The following is a 17,593-nucleotide window of genomic DNA, read 5'->3' on the forward strand; positions in this document are numbered from 1 at the left end:
CGGCCCGGCAAAGCCGGTTCCGCGGCGTTCCCTTGCGAAGAGTCCCCCTTGACGGAGCGTCGATGAACTCCGAACACGTTTCCCCTGCAAACGTCGACTGGAACGCCGTGCGCGAGGAACTGCGCGGCCTCAACGTGATCACCGCGCCCGGCCAGCGCAAGCAGCTGTCGAAGGACTTCTACTGGTACAGCCCCATCCTCACCGAGCAGCTCGCGGGCTGCGTGGCCGACCTGGTGGTGAAGGTCGGCACCGAGGACGACGTGCGCCAGGCCGCGGCCGTGGCCGCGAAGTGGAAGCTGCCGCTCACGGTGCGCGCGGGCGGCACCGGCAACTACGGCCAGTGCGTGCCGCTGGAAGGCGGCATCGTGCTGGACGTGACGCAGATGTGCCGCGTGCTCGACATCCGCGAGGGCAGCATCCGCGTGGAGGCCGGCGCGCGCATGCACGACATCGACCTCGCCGCGCGCGAGACCGGGCAGGCGCTGCGCATGTGGCCCTCGACCTGGCACGTGGCCTCCATCGGCGGCTTCATCGCGGGCGGCTTCGGCGGCATCGGCTCGTTCCGCCACGGCATCCTGCGCGACCCCGGCAACCTGCTGCGCGCGCGCGTGATGACGGTGGAGCGCGAGCCGCGCGTCATCGAGCTGCACGGCGACGAGATCCAGCAGGTGCACCACGCCTACGGCACCAACGGCGTGATCCTCGACGTGGAAGTGGCGCTGAGCCCTGCCGTCGACTGGGTGCACTGCACGGTGCTCTTCGGCACCTACCGCGGCGCGCTCGACTTCGGCATCGCCGCGCAGGCGCCTTCGCTCGACATCTTCCTGCTGTCGACGGTGGAGGCGCGCTTCTCGCCCTACTACACGGCCATGCGCGACCGCTTCCCGGCCGACCGGCACGCGGTGTTCGCGATGGTCTCGCCCGAATCGATGGCCGAGTTCCGCGCGCTCGCCGATGCGCAGGGCGGCACCATCTCGGTAGCGGGTACCGAGGCCGAGCTGCTCGCCGACGGGCTGCCTCCCGCCTACGAGTGCGCCTTCAACCACACGACGCTGCAGGCGCTGAAGGCCGACCGCGGCTGGACCTACCTGCAGGTGGCCTACGCACAACCCTTCGACCCGGCCGTGGTCGAGCGGCACCTTGAGATCTTCGGCGACGACGTGCTGCAGCACCAGGACTTCGCGCGCGCCAACGGCGAATGCGGCACCTTCGGCATCCTGCTGGTGCGCTGGAAGGGCAAGGCCCACCAGTACGAGGTGATCCGCGAGATCGAGTCGCAGGGCGGCTGCGTGATCTTCAACCCGCACGTCGTCACCATCGAGGACGGCGGCATGAAGACCATCGACACGAAGCAGATCGAGTTCAAGAAGCGCAGCGACCCGATGGGCCTGATGAACCCCGGAAAAACACGCGGGTGGCGCGCCGACATGGCCATCGAACGCTGAAAAGCCTTAGTCTGCGCATCCCTTTCTTTTCAACGAAACCTCCACAGGAGCACGTTCCCATGCGCATCCCCGCATTCACCCTCCGCCCGCTCGTTCTGGGTCTGGCCCTCGCGGGCGCCGCCTTCGCCGTGCAGGCGCAGGAAAAAGTGGTGTTCGCCACCAACTGGAAGGCGCAGGCCGGCCACGGCGGCTTCTACCAGGCGCTGGTGGACGGCACCTACAAGAAGTACGGCCTCGACGTCGACATCCAGCAGGGCGGCCCGATGGTCAACAACCGGCCGATGCTGCCGGCCGGCAAGGTCGACTTCCTCATGACGGGCAACCTGCTGCAGTCCTTCGACAACGTGAAGAACGGCGTGCCCACGGTGGTGGTGGCGGCCTTCTTCCAGAAGGACCCGCAGGCCATGTTCGCCCACCCGGGCCAGGGCTTCGACACCTTCAAGGACATGACCAAGGCGCCGGTGGCCTTCATCGGCAAGGACGGCCAGTTCAGCTTCTGGCAGTGGATGAAGTCGGAGCACGGCTTCAAGGACTCGCAGCTCAAGCCCTACACCTTCAACGTCGGCCCCTTCCTGGCCGACAAGAAGTCCATCCAGCAGGGCTACGCCATCTCGGAGCCGCTGTCGATCAAGGCGCAGGCCGGCTTCGACCCGGTGGTGCAGCTGCTGGCCGACAACGGCTTCTCGACCTACTCGACCACCATCGAGACGCGCGCCGACATGGTCAAGACCAAGCCCGAGACGGTGCGCAAGTTCATCGAGGCCTCGATCATCGGCTGGAACAACTACCTCTACGGCGACAACAAGGCCGCCAACGAGATGATCGCCAAGATCAACCCCGACTCGCCCGTGGCGTCCTCGCAGGGCTCCATCGAGCTGATGAAGAAGATGGGCATCGTCGACAGCGGCGAATCGCTCACCAAGGGCATCGGCGCGATGGACGAGGCCCGCGTGAAGGACTTCTACGACAAGATGGTCAAGGCCGGCCTGTACAAGCCCGGCGAGGTCGACCTGTCGAAGGTGGTCACCACGCAGTTCGTGAACAAGGGCGTCGGCATCGACGTTCGCAAGAAGCTCACGGGCAAGTAAGGCCCCTGCGAAGAACGCATTTTTCCCGCGGGCCGCGCGGGGCTTGCGCCGGGGTCAGATGCCGGCGCCTGGGTTGCCATAAGGCACCGCGCGGCCTTTCACCCCCTGGGCTCTGACCCCGTCTCGCCGGCGGCCGACAACCGCCGAGCGAACCGGCCCTCAACCATGAAAACGCTCGTCGTCCATTGCCATCCGAACCCTGACAGCTTCAACCACGCGCTCTACCGCACCGCCCTCGAGGCGCTCTCGCCGCGACATCCCGTCAAGGCCATCGACCTCTATGCCGAGGGCTTCGACCCCACGCTGACATGCGAAGAGCGCATCGCCTACCTCGACAACCCCGACCTGATCCGCGAACGTGTGAAACCCCACGTCGAAGCGCTGCTGTGGGCCGAGCACCTGGTGTTCGTGTTTCCCACCTGGTTCCACGGGCCGCCGTCGATGCTCAAGGGCTGGCTGGAGCGGGTCTGGCTGCCTGGCGTGGCCTTCCTGCCGGCGGAACGCAAGGGACAGCTCGCGAAGTCGGGCATGCGCCACATCAGGCGGCTCACGGTGGTGACCACCGGCGGCTCGCCGCGCTGGTTCGTGATGGTCATCGGAGATCCGGGCAGGCGCCTCTTCACGCGGGCGCTGCGCGCACTCTTCGCGTGGCGCTGCAAGGTGACCTGGCTGCAGCTGCACGACATGAACGCCGTCACCGCGAACGACCGCACCCATTTCATCGAACGCGTCTCGCGCAAGCTGAGCAGCATCTAGCAGAAGAGCCACAGACTCCAGAGGGAGACACGAAACCATGAGCCTCGAACGCACGCTCACCGTCCGCGTCGAACGCATCTCGCGCCAGACGCCGGAAATCCTGGCCTTCGAGCTGGCCCACCCGTGGGGCCGGCCGCTGCCCTCGTACGAGGCCGGCGCGCACATCGACGTGCACATGCCCGGCGGCTTCTCGCGCCAGTATTCGCTGGCGCGGGCGCCGTCGTCGGCCAGCGCGGGGCGCTACGTGATCGGCGTGAAGCGCGAGCTTTCCAGCCGCGGCGGCTCGGCCTCGATGCACGAGCGCGTGCGCGAGGGCGACCTGCTGCCGATCAGCGCGCCGCGCAACACCTTCCCGCTGCGCGAGGAGGCCGCGCACCACCTGCTGCTGGCCGGCGGCATCGGCATGACGCCGCTGCTGGCGATGGCGCAGGCGCTGGCCGGGCGCGGCGCCGCCTTCACGCTGTGCGTTTTCGCGCGCAGCGAGGAGCACCTGGCCTTCGCCGATGCGCTGCGCGCGCCGTCGCTCGCACCGCACCTGCGGCTGCACCTCGACCAGGGCGACGCATCGCAGCGCATCGACCTGCGTTCGCTGCTGGCCCAGCGCGCACCCGGCACGCACCTGTATGTGTGCGGCCCCGGCGGCTTCATGCAGGCGGTGCGCGACGCCGCCGCGCACTGGCCGGAAGACGCATTGCACGCCGAATACTTCTCCGCGCCCACCGATGCCGGCGCGGCCGCCGGCCTGCCCTTCACGCTGAAGCTCGCCAAGCGCGGCATCACGGTGCCGGTGGCGGCGGACCAGACCGCCGTCGACGCGCTGCACGAGGTCGGCATCGACATCCCGGTGTCGTGCCAGCAGGGCCTGTGCGGCACCTGCGTGGTCGAGGGCGACGGTGAAGGCGCCGAGCACCGCGACTTCTGCCTGACCGGCAGCGAGCGCCGCCACAAGGTGGCGCTGTGCTGCTCGCGCGCCAAGGGGCTGGAACTGGAACTGCAGCTGTGAGCGCGCGTGCGTCTGCCTCTTCCGCTGCGGCTTCCGCCATCACCCAGGAGAACGACGGCGAGGCTCCCGCCACGCGCGGGCGCTCGCGCAAGTACACGCAGGTGCTGGCCCTCATCAACCAGGCCGCCATCGAGGTGTTCGCGAGCGAGGGCCTGGCCGGCGCGTCGACGCAGGCGATCGCCGACAAGGCGGGGCTTTCGAAGGCGCAGCTGCACTACTACATCGACAGCAAGGAGGCGCTGTACCGCCAGGTGCTGCAGGACATCCTCAACGACTGGATCGTGGTGTTCGGCTTCAGCGACGAGGCCTTCGGCCCGCGCAGGGTGCTGGGCGACCTGATCCGGCGCAAGATGATGTTCTCGTTCGAGCACCCGCTGCGCTCGCGCATCTTCACGGCCGAGATGATGCGCGGCGCGCCGGTCATCAACGACATGATGGCAACGAGCAAGCAGCGCACCGAACAGGCTGCCGCCGTCATCCAGAACTGGATGAACCAGGGCCTGATGGACAAGGCCGACCCGATGCTGGTGCTGTTCCACATCTGGGCCGTGACGCAGTTCTACGCCGACCACGCCACGCAGGCCGCCTACTTCCGCGACACCGCGCAGCAGGGCGACGACAAGGACCGGCGCTACCTGATCGAGCAGGTGACGGAGTTCCTTTTGAAGGGCGCGGGCGTCAGGTAGGGCGAGACTTTTCGCGGAACACCGCGGAACACCGCGGAACCGGCTCTGCCGGGCCGCAGGTGTTGCCCCCGGCGAGGGGGTTGGCGGCCACACGAAGTGGGCAAGCCTGGGGGAGTACCTATTCCGGCAGGTACATGGTCGCCTCAACTTCCACCAGCACCTCGTCGCCCGGCAGGAAGCGCGACACCTCCACCACCGTGCTGACGGGCGGCTCGCCCGGATAGAACAGGCCGCGCACGCGGTTGTAGAAGGCGTAGTGCGGCAGGTGGCGGAAGTACTGCACCAGCTTCACCACGTCTTCCATCGTGCCGCCGTGCTCGGCCGCGATCTGGCGGATGCGCTCGAGCACGAACCAGCTCTGCGCGACGATGGGCGCCTCGAACACGTCCACCGACATCTGTCCGGTGGCGTAGCCCACGCCCTGCAGCGCGGTGCGCGCTTCTTCCGGAATGGCGTCGTAGCCGGCCACCGCGCGGCGCGTGGCCGGATCGACGGCGACCACGCCGCTCATGAAGACGAAATCGCCCACGCGCTTGGCGGCCGCGTAGTTGGCCATCGGCTTGCCCATGCTCATTGCTCGTTGCTCTCCAGTCGTTGGCCGGCGCGGATGACGGTGCGTTGCCGTCCGCGCGGGCCGATCAGTTCATGTTCCCCGGTGGCCGACAGCACCAGCAGGTCGGCCGGGCAGCCCGGCGCGATGCGCCCGTCCCACGCGAGCCCCAGCGCCTTCGCTGGGCTCACGGTGACGGTGTCGAGCCAGTCGTCGGCCGGCGCGAGGTGCGCCGCCTGCACGCCGAGGCCGAAGGTCTCCAGCAGGTCGTAGCTGCCGTAGGGATAGAAGGCGTCCTGCACGTTGTCGGTCGCCAGGCTCGCACGCAAGCCCCGTGCCGCCGCCTCGCGGATGCGCGTGATGCCGCGCTGCACCGGCGTGCGGTCCCATGCGCCCTGCAGGTAGAGGTTGGTGGTGGGCAGCGCGACGAGGTGGATGCCGGCGCCGGCGCACAGCGCGAGCGTTTCGGCGGCCACGGCGTCTTCCTGCACCGACAGCGAGCAGGCATGGCCGCAGACCACGCCCTGCCCGAAGTCGCGCGCACGCACCAACTGGGCGATGCTGCGCAGGCCGGTGGCCTCGATGTCCAGGCCTTCGTCGACGTGGAAGTCCAGCGCCAGGCCATGCTGCTGCGCAAGGTCGAACACGCGGCCCAGCTTGTGGACGATGCCCTCGTTGCGGTAGACGAAGGCGCCGAGCACGCCGCCCGCGCGCTTCACCTCGCGCGCGATGCGCTCGCCGGCGTCGATGCCGGCGAACAGGTCGAGCGGCGTGAGCGATACGAACTGCAGCTCGATGCGGCCGCGCCATTCCTCGCGCAGCGCCTCGAACACCGCCAGCGCGGCCGGCGGCTCGGGCTGCACCCAGTCGAGGTGCGTGCGCAGCGCGCGCGTGCCCGACAGCCAGGCATCGCGAAGCGCGCGCTCCATGCGCAGGCGCAGCGACTCGCCGGTCCAGCTCTCGCGATGGCGATTCATGCGCTCGATCGCGACGAACAGGTTGCCCTGCGCGGCGCCCACATCCTGCACGGTGTAGTTCTTGTCGATGTGCGCGTGGGCCTCGACCAGTGCGCTCAGCAGCGTGCCCTTCGCATGCTGCTGCTGCGCGCTGGGCGCGATGGAAGCGACCCTGTCGCCGGCCAGCACGATGTCGAACAGCTGCACATCGCCCGCCGCGAAGCCACGCAGCGGCGCCGGGATGCGCAGCGCCTCGAGCTTCATGCGTGCCGCTGCCGCCAGTCGCGCAGCCAGCCCAGGCCGGCCGAGGTGCCGCCGGGCTCCGCGCCGCGCTTCGGCCGGTACTCGCAGCCGACCCAGCCCTGCCAGCCGCACTGCGCCGACACCTCGTCGAGCACGTCGAAGAGGTACGGGTAGTTCTGCTCGCCGATGTCGGGTTCGTTGCGATCGGGCACGCCCGCGATCTGGATGTGGCCGACGCGGCCGGTCGGCAGGTACTTGCGGATCTTCATCGCCACGTCGCCCTCGACGATCTGGCAGTGGTAGAGATCCATCTGCACCTTGAGGTTGGGTGCGCCCACCGTCTCGACGATCTCGTGCGCATGGTCCTGCCGGTTGAGGAAGAAGCCCGGGATGTCGCGCGTGTTGATCGGCTCGATCAGCACGTCGCGGCCTGCCTTGGCGGCCTCGGCAGCGGCCCAGCGCAGGTTGTCGATGTAGACGGGCTGCAGCGCGTCGCGCTGCTGTCCGGCGGGCACGAGGCCGGCCATGACGTGGATGCGCGGGCAGTCGAGCGCCACGGCATAGTCGATGGCCTTGGCGATGCCTTCGCGGAACTCGGCCTCGCGCCCCGGCAGGCAGGCCAGGCCGCGCTCGCCGCCGTTCCAGTCGCCAGGCGGGCCGTTGAACAGCACCTGCTGCAGGCCGTTGTGCTCGAGCCTGGCGACGATTTCTTCCTTGGTGAAGTCGTAGGGGAAGAGGTATTCCACGGCCTTGAAACCGTCCTTCGCGGCGGCGTCGAAGCGGTCGAGGAAGGCGAGCTCCGGGTAGAGCATCGAGAGGTTGGCGGCGAATTGGGGCATGGGGTGTTTTTACTACCAGCGCGCACCGAAGGTGCGGCGCAGTTCATCGATCTGGTCGGCATCGAGCGGCTCGGGCCTTGCGGCCTGGGCGAGCTGCTGGAGCCTTGCGGTTTCCTCGAGTTCCTCGAGCACGGCCATGGCGGCGGCCGGCGTGTCGTGCCACACGTTGGGGCCCAGGCGCGCGAGCATCACGGCGCGGATCGGCGTGCCGGCGGCGCCGAAGCGCCCGATGGCCTGCGCCACCTGCTCGGCCGCTTCGGGCGCGCCCGGCCGGTGGTACGCAATGACCGGCACATGGCCGACCTTCATCACGAAGTAGGGCGTGAGCGCGGGCAGCAGTTCATCGCCGGGAGCCTGCAGCGTGAGCGCCACGCAGTGCGTGCTGTGGGTGTGGATCACGCAGGCGGTGTTCGCATCGAACGCGCGCGCGGCAGCGTAGATGCGCGTGTGCAGCGCGATGGTCTTGCTGGCGCGGTCGCCGCCGGTCTGCCGGCCCTGCGCGTCGAGCCGTGCGAGCCGCGCCGGGTCGAGGAAGCCGAGGCAGGCATCGGTGGGCGTGATGAGGAAGCCGCCGTCGTCCAGGCGCACGCTGATGTTGCCGGCCGTGGCGTGCACGTAGCCGCGCTCGAACAGGCTGCGGCCGACGCGGCAGATCTCCTCGCGGGCCTGGTTCTCTGCAGTCATGCTCTCGGTCATGCGAGCACTGTAAATGCCTTGGTGAAGAAATCGTCGCTGCCGAAGTTGCCCGACTTCAGCGCGATGTGCAGGCCGGCCTCGGGCGCGGCTTCGGAGCGCGCATGGCACCACGGCACGCCGGGGTCGATCTGCGGGCCGATCTGCATCTGCGCGATGCCCAGCGCCTGCACGCAGGCGCCCGAGGTCTCGCCGCCGGCCACCACCAGCCGGTGCACGCCGCGCTCGACCAGGCCGCGCGCGATGGCGGCAATCGTGCGCTCGACCATCGCACCGGCCTCTTCCACGCCCAGGCGGCCCTGCACCGACTTCACGGCGCCGGCCTCGGCGGTCGAGTAGACGAGCACGGGGCCCTTGTCGATCAGCGGAGCGGCCCACGCCAGCGCCTCGGCCGCGACGTCGACGCCGGCCGCGATGCGCAGCGGATCGATGGCCAGTGCCGCGCCGCCGCGCTGGATGAAATCGAGCACCTGCCGGTTGGTGGCCAGCGAGCAGCTGCCCGAGACCACCGCCGACTTGCCGCCGGCCCCGGGCAGTTCGCTCGCCTGCGACGAGGGCGCGAGGCCGAAGTTGGCCGGCAGGCCGATGGCCACGCCCGAGCCTGCGGTGACCAGCGGCATCTTCGCGAGCGCCGGGCCCATGCGCAGCAGGTCGTCGTTCGACACCGCGTCGACGATGGCGATGGAGACGCCCTCGGCCTTGAGCTGAGCGATGCGCTCCTCGATGGCGGCGGCGCCGCGCGCCACCACCGCGTAGTCGACGAGCCCCACCTTGCGCGTGCACTGCGCCTGCAGCACGCGCACGAGGTTCGGGTCGGTCATCGGCGTGAGCGGATGGTTCTGCATGCCGCTCTCGTTGAGCAGCACGTCGCCCGCGAACAGGTAGCCCTTGAACACGGTGCGCTTGTTGTCGGGGAAGGCGGGCGTGGCGATGGTGAAGTCGCATCCCATCGCGTCCATCAGCGCTTCGGTCACGGGACCGATGTTGCCTTGCGGCGTGCTGTCGAAGGTGGAGCAGTACTTGAAGTAGATCTGCTTCGCGCCTTGCGCCTGCAGCCAGCGCAAGGCGCCGAGCGACTGCGCGATGGCCTCGGCCGGCGCGATGGTGCGCGACTTGAGCGCGACCACCACCGCATCCACGTCGGCATCGAGTGGGCCTTCGGGCACGCCGATGGCCTGCACCACGCGCATGCCGGCACGCACGAGGTTGTTGGCGAGGTCGGTGGCGCCGGTGAAATCGTCGGCGATGCAGCCGAGCACGAGCTTGGACATGGCGTTCAGTCCTTCAGCGCAAGCTTCACGGCCTGCGCGTTCTCGCGCACGTAGTCGCGCAGGATCGCGTCGAAGCTGGCGTCGGACTTCAGGCCCAGCGCCTCGGCGCGCGCGGCGTGGATGCGGCTGGGCCAGCTGGTCACGATCTTCGCGATGGCGGCGTCGGGTTCCCAGTCGATCAGGCCGGTGGCCTCCTTGCCCGCGATGCGTTCGAGCGCCTGCGCCATCTCGCGCACGGTGGTGGTCAGCGCCGGCAGGTTGACCGCCGTGCGCGCGCCCCATTCGGCGGCGCTGGCGGTGGCCGCGCGCACGATGCCCGCGACGGTGTTGCCGGGCGAGGCCAGCGCGACGGGCGTGTCGGGCGACACGGGGCAGCGTGCGCGTTCGCCGGCCAGCGGCTCGCGCAGCATGCCGCTCAGGAAGCTCGATGCCGCGCCGTTGGGTCGGCCGGGGCGCACGGACACCGTCATCAGCCGTACGTTGCGGCCCTGCACGAAGCCCTTGCGCGTGAAGTCGGCCACCAGTTGCTCGCCGATGAACTTCTGGATGCCGTAGCTGTTCTGCGGCGTCGGCAGCGTGGTGTCCTCGATGACGGCGGGCAGGCGCTGCTCGGGCGAATCGCCGAACACCGCGACCGAGCTGGAGAACACGAACACCGGCGCATGGCCCGCGCGCCGCGCCGCTTCGAGCAGGCCGCGCGTGGCGTCGAGGTTGCTGCGCATGCCGAGGTCGAAGTCGGCCTCGCACTCGCCGCTCACGGCGGCGGCGAGGTGGAAGACGAGCTGCGTGTCGGCGATGGGCAGCGCGCCGTTCGCGAGCTGCTCCAGCAGGTCGCCCTGCACGAACTGCACGCGCGCATCGGACGCCAGGTCGGCGGGCGGCGGCACGCGGTCGGCCAGGGTGATGCGCGAGACGGGCTGCGCGGCCGATCCGGCCAGCGCAAGGCTGCCGCCCGAGAGCAGCGTGCGGGCGAGGCGGGCGCCCAGGAAGCCGCAGCCGCCGGTGATGAGGATGTTCATGGTCGTCTTGTCTTTCGTGTTCGTTCTAGAGCGCGGGCAGGAAGCGCAGCAGCGCGTCGGCCACAGCCTGCGGCGCCTCACGCTGCGGGAAGTGGCCCACGCCGTCGAGCAGCTCGCGGCGGTAGGGGCCGCTGAAGAAGCGTTCCTTGCCGGCCGAGGTGTCGGGATGATTGCAGGAATCGGCCGCGCCGTGCAGCACCAGCGTGGGCACCGGCAGCACGGGCGCGGGGTTGAGCGCGGCGTCGTCGGCCGCGTAGTGCGGGTCGCCCGGCGCATGGCCCCAGCGATGGCGGTACGAATGCACCACCACGCGCGCCCAGTCGTCGCCCTCGAAGGCGGCGGCGGTGGCCTCGAACTCGGCAGGCTCGTACCAGCCGGCCGGCGCCCAGGTGTCCCACATCATCCGCGTGAAGGCGATGCGGTCGTCATGCACCGTGCGTTCGCCGCGCGGCGTGGCCATGTACCAGTGGTACCAGTAGTTGCGCGCCTGCGCGAGCGGCATCGGCTGGTCGGGCGCATTGGTGCCGTAGCCGACCGACATCAGCACGAGCGCGCTGGCGACGCCGGGCCGCAGCCCGCAGGCATTGGCCACGGCACGCGCGCCCCAGTCGTGGCCGACCAGCGCGGGCTGCCGCAGGCCGAGCACGTCGATGAAGTCGAGCAGGTCGCGGCCCAGCGCCGAGAGCTGTCCGCTGCGCGGCGTGTCGGCATGCAGGAAGGTCGTCGGCGCGAAGCCCCGCAGGGCGGGCAGCAGCACGCGCCAGCCGGCGTCGACGAGCCGCTCGGCAACGCCGTGCCAGCAGCGCGGGCTGTCGGGCCAGCCGTGCACCAGCACCGCGGTGGCCTTGCCCGCGGGATTCCATTCCTCGTAGCCGATGCGCAGCAGCGGCGTGTCGACGAACTTGAGCGCCGGCTCGCTCACGACGCATTCCCCTTCGGCGCCGGCACCTCGATGCCGGGGAAGATCTTGATGACGGCGCTGTCGTCCTCGCGCGCATAGCCGGCGGTCGAGGCCTGCATGAACATCTGGTGCGCGGTGGACGACAGCGGCAGCGGAAACTTGCTCGCGCGCGCCACGTCGAGCACCAGGCCCAGGTCCTTCACGAAGATGTCCACGGCCGACAGCGGCGTGTAGTCGCCGGCGAGCACGTGCGCCATGCGGTTCTCGAACATCCAGCTGTTGCCCGCGCTGTGGGTGATGACCTCGTACAGCGCCGCCGGGTCCACGCCCTCGCGCAGGCCCAGCGCCATGGCCTCGGCCGCCACCGCGATGTGCACGCCGGCCAGCAGCTGGTTGATGATCTTCACCTTGCTGCCGGCGCCCGCCTTGTCGCCCAGGCGGTAGACCTTGGCGGCCATGGCGTCCAGCACCGCACCGGCGCGCTCGTAGGCGGCGGGCGTGCCGGCGGTCATCATCGTCATCTGGCCGCTCGCGGCCTTGGCGGCGCCGCCGGAGATGGGCGCGTCGAGGTAGAGGATGCCGAGCTTTTCGAGACGCGCCTCGAGCGCCACCGACCAGTTCGGATCGACGGTGGAGCACATCACGAACAGGCTGCCGGGCTTCATCGACGCCGCGCAGCCGGGCGAGGTGCCGTCGCCGAACAGCACCGACTCGGTCTGCGCGGCGTTCACCACCACGCTGACCACGATGTCGCACTGCGCGCCGAGCTCGGCCAGCGTGGCGCAGGCCGTGCCGCCATCGCGCGCGAATGCTTCGGCGGCCTCGCGGCGCACGTCGAACACATGCGGCGCATAGCCCGCGCGGCGCAGCGACTGCGCCATGCCGGCGCCCATGGCGCCCAGGCCCACGAGGCCGACGACGGGGGTGGCGGTGGAGGTGGTGGCGGGAGTCTTTTCTTGATTCATTGCGTTGCTTCCTTCAGTTGCAAGGCCGGCCGCCCGGTGCGACGCGCCCCCTTGGGGAACCACCGCGGAACCGGCCTTGCCGGGCCGCGGGTGTCGCCCCCGGCGAGGGGGTGGGCGCAGCGACACGCAGTGCGCGAAGCCTGAGGGTGTACTTCATCTAGCGGTTGACGAGTTGCTTGGGCGTGAACCACACGGCGATGGCGCCGAGCACCAGCGCGCCGGCCAGCACGTACATGCCGATCTGCGTGCTGCCCGTGAGGTCCTTCAGGTAGCCGATGAGGTAGGGGCTCACGAAGCCCGCGAGGTTGCCCACCGAGTTGATGGCGGCGATGCCCGCGGCGGCCGCCGTGCCCGTCAGGAAGGCGGTGGGCAGCGACCAGAAGAGCGGCGCGCAGGTCAGCACGCCGGCGGCGGCGAGCGAGAGGAACGCCAGCGACACGGCGGTGTTCTGCGTATACGAGGCGGCGACGGTGAAGCCCACGGCGCCCATCATGGCCGGCACGATCAGGTGCCAGCGGCGCTCCTGGCGTCGGTCGGCGCTGCGGCCGAAGAGGTTCATCGCGACGATGGCGCAGAGGAAGGGAATGGCGCTGAGCAGGCCGATGTTCAGGTTGCCCTGCACGCCGGTGGCCTTGACCAGCGTCGGCAGCCAGAAGGTCAGCGCGTACTGGCCCATCACGAACGCGAAGTAGATGAAGGCCATCCACCAGATGCGCGCATCGCGGAACACGCCGGCCACCGAGTGCGGGCCCTTGGCGCCGTGGACGGCGTCGCTCGCCACCTCGCGCTGCAGCAGCGCCTTTTCCTCGGCGTTCAGCCAGCGCGCCTGGGCGATGCCGTTGTCCAGGTACAAGAGCACCATCAGGCCGATCAGCACGGCGGGGATGGCCTCGATGAGGAACATCCACTGCCAGCCGCTCATGGCCGACACGCCGTGGAAGCTGTCCATGATCCAGCCCGACAGCGGGTTGCCGAAGATGCCCGCCACGGGAATCGCCGACATGAACACCGCGATGATCCGCGCGCGCCGGTGCGCCGGGTACCAGTGCGTGAGATAGAGGATCACGCCCGGATAGAAGCCCGCCTCGGCCAGCCCGAGCAGGAAGCGCAGGATGTAGAAGCTGGTGGGCGTCTTCACGAACATGAAGCAGGCCGAGAGCAGGCCCCAGGTGATCATGATCCGCGCGATCCAGATGCGCGCGCCCACGCGGTTGAGCAGCAGGTTGCTCGGCACCTCGAACAGGAAGTAGCCCAGGAAGAAGATGCCGGCGCCCAGGCCGAACACGGTTTCGCTGAAGCCCAGGTCCTGGCCCATCTGCAGCTTGGCGAAGCCGACGTTCACGCGGTCGAGGTACGCGATCACGTAGCAGAGCATCAGGAAGGGCACGAGGCGCCAGAACACCTTGGAATAGGCGCGCTTTTCGAGCGCGGCGTCGGCGGCGGCGGGCGACATGGCGCCGGCCTGGAGGGTCGAGGAAGTCATGAAAAGCTGTGTCTCTGATGATTTGTCAGGTCATCATACAAATCTGGGTTTTGCTGGCCGACCCGGGTAAACCCTCGGAGAACTCGCCTTCTGGCGACTTTGTGGTGTCTTTGTGTGTCGGCTCAGCCGCCGACGGGCCAGCCTTCGACCAGCGGACGGGCGAGCTGCTCGCCCTCCTGCTGCCAGAACACCGGATCGGCCTGCTCGATGCGGCGGATCGCGTTGTCCATGTGGCTCTTGGCGGCCTCGCGCGCGCGCAGCGGGTCGCCGGCCTCGATCGCCTCCACGATGCGCGCATGCTCCTGCGCCACCTCGCGCGCGAAATCGGCGCGGCGCGCCTCGTTGGCGCGCGTGACGCGGGTGGCGCCGTGCAGAAACTGCCGCAGGTACTGCAGCGTGCCGATCAGGAAGGGGTTGCGGGCCGCCTCGGCGATGGCGCGGTGGAAGAGCACGTCCTCGTCCGCCCCGTTGCCGCCCGCCTCGACCGCCGCGTGCAATGCGGCGATGGCGTCGCGGATGCGCTGCATCTCCTCCTCGGTGCGCCGCTCTGCGGCCAGCGCGGCGACCTCGGCTTCGAGCGCACGGCGCAGCTCGACCATCTGGATCACCGCCTCGCGCGAGGCCACGTGCGGCATCTCGAAGCGCAGCGGCTCGACGCCGGCAGCGCGCACGTAGACGCCGCTGCCCTGCCGCGAATCGAGCAGCCCCAGCGACTTCAGCCGCGACACCGCCTCGCGCACCACCGTGCGGCTCACGCCGAACTGCTCGGCCAGCGCAGTCTCGGTCGGCAGCCGGTCGCCTTCGGAGAGCCGCCCGCTGCGCACCTCGGCCGCAAGCGCATCGGCCACCCGGTCGGCCAGGCGGACGGCAGGGGCGATGGACTGGAAGCGGGCGGTCATGGGTGCGAAGGGGGTGGGGCCTGCGACTCTAACGCAGGGCCCGCCCCGTCGCGGAGACCGCAGGAATTCAGCCCAGCGCGTGGCGTGCGGCCTTCGCGATGCTCTGCGCATCGACCCCGAAGAAGCCGCGCAGCGCAGCGCGCGTGTCGCTGCGGCCGAAACCGTCGGTGCCCAGCGTGATGTAGCGGCGGCCCTCGGGCAGGAAGACGCGGACGCTCTCGGGCACGGCGCGCACGTAGTCGGTGGCGGCGATGATCGGTGTCCTGCTGCCGCCCTTGCCGAGCTGCTGCGCGACGAAGGGCACGCCGGCTTCTTCGCCCGCCAGTTCGCGCTGCTCGCAGGCCAGACCATCGCGCGCGAGCTCGCTCCAGCTCGTGACGCTGAACACCTCGGCCTCGATGCCTTCGTCGGCCAGCAGCTGTGCGGCCTTCACGACCTCGGTGAGGATCGCGCCCGAGCCCATCAGCGTGACCTTCTTCTTCGCCTTGCCCGATGCCGGCGCGTAAGTGCCGAAGCGATAGCAGCCGCGCAGGATGTCGCCTTCCGCGCCGGCCGGCACGTCGGGCTGCGCGTAGTTCTCGTTCATGAGCGTGACGTAATAGAACACGTCCTGCTGCTCGACCATCATCTCGCGGATGCCCGCGTCGACGATCACCGCCATCTCGCCCGCGAAGGCCGGGTCGTAGGCCTTGCAGTTGGGGATGGTCGCGGCCACGAGGTGGCTGCTTCCGTCCTGGTGCTGCAGGCCCTCGCCGCCGAGGGTTGTGCGGCCCGACGTGGCGCCCAGCAGGAAGCCGCGCGCACGCTGGTCGGCCGCGGCCCAGATCGCGTCGCCCACGCGCTGGAAGCCGAACATCGAGTAGTAGATGTAGAAGGGCAGCATCGCCAGCCCGTGCACGCTGTAGCTGGTGGCCGCGGCCGTCCAGCTGGCGATGGCGCCGGCCTCGCTGATGCCCTCTTCCAGGATCTGCCCGTCGGTGGCCTCGCGGTAGCTCAGCACCGAGCCGATGTCCTCCGGCGCATAGCGCTGGCCCACGCTCGAATAGATGCCGACCTGCTTGAACAGGTTGGCCATGCCGAAGGTGCGCGCCTCGTCGGCCACGATGGGCACGATGCGCGGGCCGAGGGCCTTGTCCTTCATGAGGTTGCCCAGCATGCGCACGAAGGCCATGGTGGTGCTCATCTCCTTGCCGCCGGCAACAGTGGCGAACTGCGCGTAGCTCGCGATGTCGGGCTTGGCGACCACCGCGCAGGCGGTCTCGCGGCGCGGCATGGCGCCGCCGAGCGACTCGCGGTGCTGGCGCAGGTAGCGCATCTCGGCGCTGTCCTCGGCGGGGCGGTAGAAGTCCATCGCGGTGGCCTGCGCGTCGGTCAGCGGCAGGTTGAAGCGGTCGCGGAACTCGATGAGGTCCACGTCGCCCATCTTCTTGTGCGAGTGCGTGGTCATCTTGCCCTGCGCGGCGCTGCCCATGCCGTAGCCCTTCTTGGTATGGGCGAGGATCACGGTGGGCTGGCCGCGGTGCGCCGCGGCTGCGGCGTAGGCGGCATGGATCTTCACGAGATCGTGGCCGCCGCGCTTCAGGCGGTCGATCTGCTCGTCGGTCATGCCTTCGGCCAGCCGCGCGAGCTCGGGGTTCTGGCCGAAGAAGTTGTCGCGGTTGAAGCGGCCGTCCTTGGCCGCGAAGGTCTGCATCTGGCCGTCGACGGTGTTGGCGAACACGCGCGCCAGCGCGCCGCTGACGTCCTGGGCGAAGAGCCCGTCCCAGTCGCTGCCCCAGATCAGCTTGACGACGTTCCATCCCGCGCCGGCGAAGAGCTTCTCGAGCTCGTCGATGATGCGGCCGTTGCCGCGCACCGGGCCGTCCAGGCGCTGCAGGTTGCAGTTGACCACCCACACGAGGTTGTCGAGCTTCTCGCGTGCGGCGAGCGTCAAGGCGCTCATCGACTCGGGCTCGTCCATCTCGCCGTCGCCGAACACGCCCCACACCTTGCGGCCTTCGCAGTTCAGCAGGTTGCGGTGCGTGAGGTAGCGCATGAAGCGCGCGTGGTAGATCGAGCTGATGGGGCCGATGCCCATCGAGCCGGTCGGGAACTGCCAGAAGTCCGGCATCAGGTACGGATGCGGATAGCTGCACAGGCCGCGCGCGCCGCTGCCGTCGACGAAGGCGGGCGCGGTGAGTTCCTGGCGGTAGTGCTTCAGGTCTTCCTCGCTCAGGCGGCCTTCGAGGTATGCGCGGGCATAGACGCCGGGGGCGCTGTGCGGCTGGAAGAACACGAGGTCGCCGCGATGGTGCTCGCTGCGCGCATGGAAGAAATGGTTGAAGCCGGTCTCGAACAGGTCGGCCGCGCTCGCATAGCTGGCGATGTGGCCGCCAAGTTCGCCGTACGCCTGGTTGGCCTTGGCCACCATCGCGAGCGCGTTCCAGCGCATCAGCGAGGCGAGCTTTTCCTCGATGGCGAGGTCGCCCGGGAACGGCGGCTGGTCTTCCACCGCGATGGTGTTGACGTACGGCGTGGCGAGTTCGGGCTGCCAGCCGATGCGCTGCTGCCGCGCGAGGCGGGCCAGCTCGGCCAGCATCTGCCTGGCGCGCTGCGGCCCCTGCGTCTGCGCCAGCGCCACGAAGGCGTCGCGCCACTCGGCGGTCTCGGCGGGGTCGGGATCGTGCGAGAGCTGCGCTTCATCCAGCAGCAGGGCGCGCATCTGGTCGGGCGAAATCGGGGCGTTCATGGCAGCACTTTAGGCCGCAGTCCGGAAAATTAGCTACCGGCAGCGCCAAGCCCATGCAGGCCTCGCAG

At 69.6% G+C, this 17,593-nt stretch carries 16 protein-coding genes; 5 read left to right on the forward strand and 11 right to left on the reverse strand.

Annotated features, from left to right (window positions below):
* The first annotated feature begins 62 nt into the window (after positions 1–62).
* The 5 genes from ACTJLF_RS14100 to ACTJLF_RS14120 all read left to right on the forward strand — a co-directional run bounded on the left by ACTJLF_RS14100 (position 63) and on the right by ACTJLF_RS14120 (position 4,978).
* Complete coding sequence (locus ACTJLF_RS14100) at positions 63–1,445, forward strand: FAD-binding oxidoreductase (protein WP_019653882.1); 1,383 nt, start codon at positions 63–65, stop codon at positions 1,443–1,445.
* Positions 1,446–1,504: 59 nt separating this feature from the next.
* Positions 1,505–2,533, forward strand: a complete 1,029-nt coding sequence (locus tag ACTJLF_RS14105) for an ABC transporter substrate-binding protein (protein WP_019653881.1) — start codon at positions 1,505–1,507, stop codon at positions 2,531–2,533.
* Between the two features lie 165 nt (positions 2,534–2,698).
* Positions 2,699–3,289: an NAD(P)H-dependent oxidoreductase gene (locus ACTJLF_RS14110; protein WP_019653880.1), complete on the forward strand. Its 591-nt coding sequence runs from the start codon at positions 2,699–2,701 to the stop codon at positions 3,287–3,289.
* A gap of 37 nt (positions 3,290–3,326) precedes the next feature.
* The gene (locus ACTJLF_RS14115; protein WP_184606112.1) at positions 3,327–4,292 is read left to right on the forward strand and encodes a PDR/VanB family oxidoreductase; all 966 of its coding nucleotides are present in this window, start codon (positions 3,327–3,329) and stop codon (positions 4,290–4,292) included.
* Positions 4,289–4,978, forward strand: coding sequence for a TetR family transcriptional regulator C-terminal domain-containing protein (locus tag ACTJLF_RS14120; RefSeq protein WP_019653878.1), 690 nt, complete (start codon positions 4,289–4,291; stop codon positions 4,976–4,978). Before ACTJLF_RS14115 ends, ACTJLF_RS14120 begins: the two co-directional genes overlap by 4 nt.
* A 118-nt stretch (positions 4,979–5,096) precedes the next feature.
* Here ACTJLF_RS14120 and ACTJLF_RS14125 read toward each other — a convergent pair whose 3' ends face one another.
* From ACTJLF_RS14125 to mdeB, 11 genes are all read right to left on the reverse strand, one after another.
* Positions 5,097–5,552, reverse strand: coding sequence for a RidA family protein (locus ACTJLF_RS14125; protein ID WP_019653877.1), 456 nt, complete (start codon positions 5,550–5,552; stop codon positions 5,097–5,099).
* Entirely contained in the window at positions 5,549–6,748 is a 1,200-nt protein-coding gene (locus tag ACTJLF_RS14130; RefSeq protein WP_184606111.1) for an amidohydrolase family protein, read from the reverse strand. Before ACTJLF_RS14130 ends, ACTJLF_RS14125 begins: the two co-directional genes overlap by 4 nt.
* Positions 6,745–7,566, reverse strand: a complete 822-nt coding sequence (gene otnI, locus ACTJLF_RS14135) for a 2-oxo-tetronate isomerase (protein ID WP_019653875.1) — start codon at positions 7,564–7,566, stop codon at positions 6,745–6,747. The genes ACTJLF_RS14130 and otnI overlap by 4 nt, the downstream gene beginning before the upstream one ends.
* A gap of 12 nt (positions 7,567–7,578) precedes the next feature.
* Positions 7,579–8,250, reverse strand: a complete 672-nt coding sequence (locus ACTJLF_RS14140; RefSeq protein WP_126183722.1) for a class II aldolase/adducin family protein — start codon at positions 8,248–8,250, stop codon at positions 7,579–7,581.
* Between the two features lie 8 nt (positions 8,251–8,258).
* Complete coding sequence (gene otnK / locus ACTJLF_RS14145; protein WP_184606109.1) at positions 8,259–9,530, reverse strand: 3-oxo-tetronate kinase; 1,272 nt, start codon at positions 9,528–9,530, stop codon at positions 8,259–8,261.
* A 5-nt stretch (positions 9,531–9,535) separates the two neighbouring features.
* A complete protein-coding gene (denD, locus tag ACTJLF_RS14150) occupies positions 9,536–10,549 on the reverse strand; it encodes a D-erythronate dehydrogenase (RefSeq protein ID WP_145759588.1) in 1,014 nt (337 codons plus the stop codon).
* 25 nt (positions 10,550–10,574) lie between these two features.
* Entirely contained in the window at positions 10,575–11,471 is an 897-nt protein-coding gene (locus ACTJLF_RS14155) for an alpha/beta fold hydrolase (RefSeq protein ID WP_440883274.1), read from the reverse strand.
* Positions 11,468–12,415, reverse strand: a complete 948-nt coding sequence (gene ltnD / locus ACTJLF_RS14160) for an L-threonate dehydrogenase (RefSeq protein ID WP_440883275.1) — start codon at positions 12,413–12,415, stop codon at positions 11,468–11,470. Before ltnD ends, ACTJLF_RS14155 begins: the two co-directional genes overlap by 4 nt.
* A gap of 157 nt (positions 12,416–12,572) precedes the next feature.
* The gene (locus ACTJLF_RS14165; RefSeq protein WP_440883276.1) at positions 12,573–13,898 is read right to left on the reverse strand and encodes an MFS transporter; all 1,326 of its coding nucleotides are present in this window, start codon (positions 13,896–13,898) and stop codon (positions 12,573–12,575) included.
* Positions 13,899–14,020: 122 nt separating this feature from the next.
* A complete protein-coding gene (locus ACTJLF_RS14170; protein WP_126183717.1) occupies positions 14,021–14,797 on the reverse strand; it encodes a FadR/GntR family transcriptional regulator in 777 nt (258 codons plus the stop codon).
* Between the two features lie 67 nt (positions 14,798–14,864).
* Positions 14,865–17,525, reverse strand: a complete 2,661-nt coding sequence (mdeB, locus tag ACTJLF_RS14175; protein ID WP_440883277.1) for an alpha-ketoglutarate dehydrogenase — start codon at positions 17,523–17,525, stop codon at positions 14,865–14,867.
* Between the last annotated feature and the right edge of the window lie 68 nt (positions 17,526–17,593).

The organism is Variovorax sp. 22077 (genome assembly GCF_052044195.1).
Classification (GTDB): domain Bacteria; phylum Pseudomonadota; class Gammaproteobacteria; order Burkholderiales; family Burkholderiaceae_C; genus Variovorax; species Variovorax atrisoli.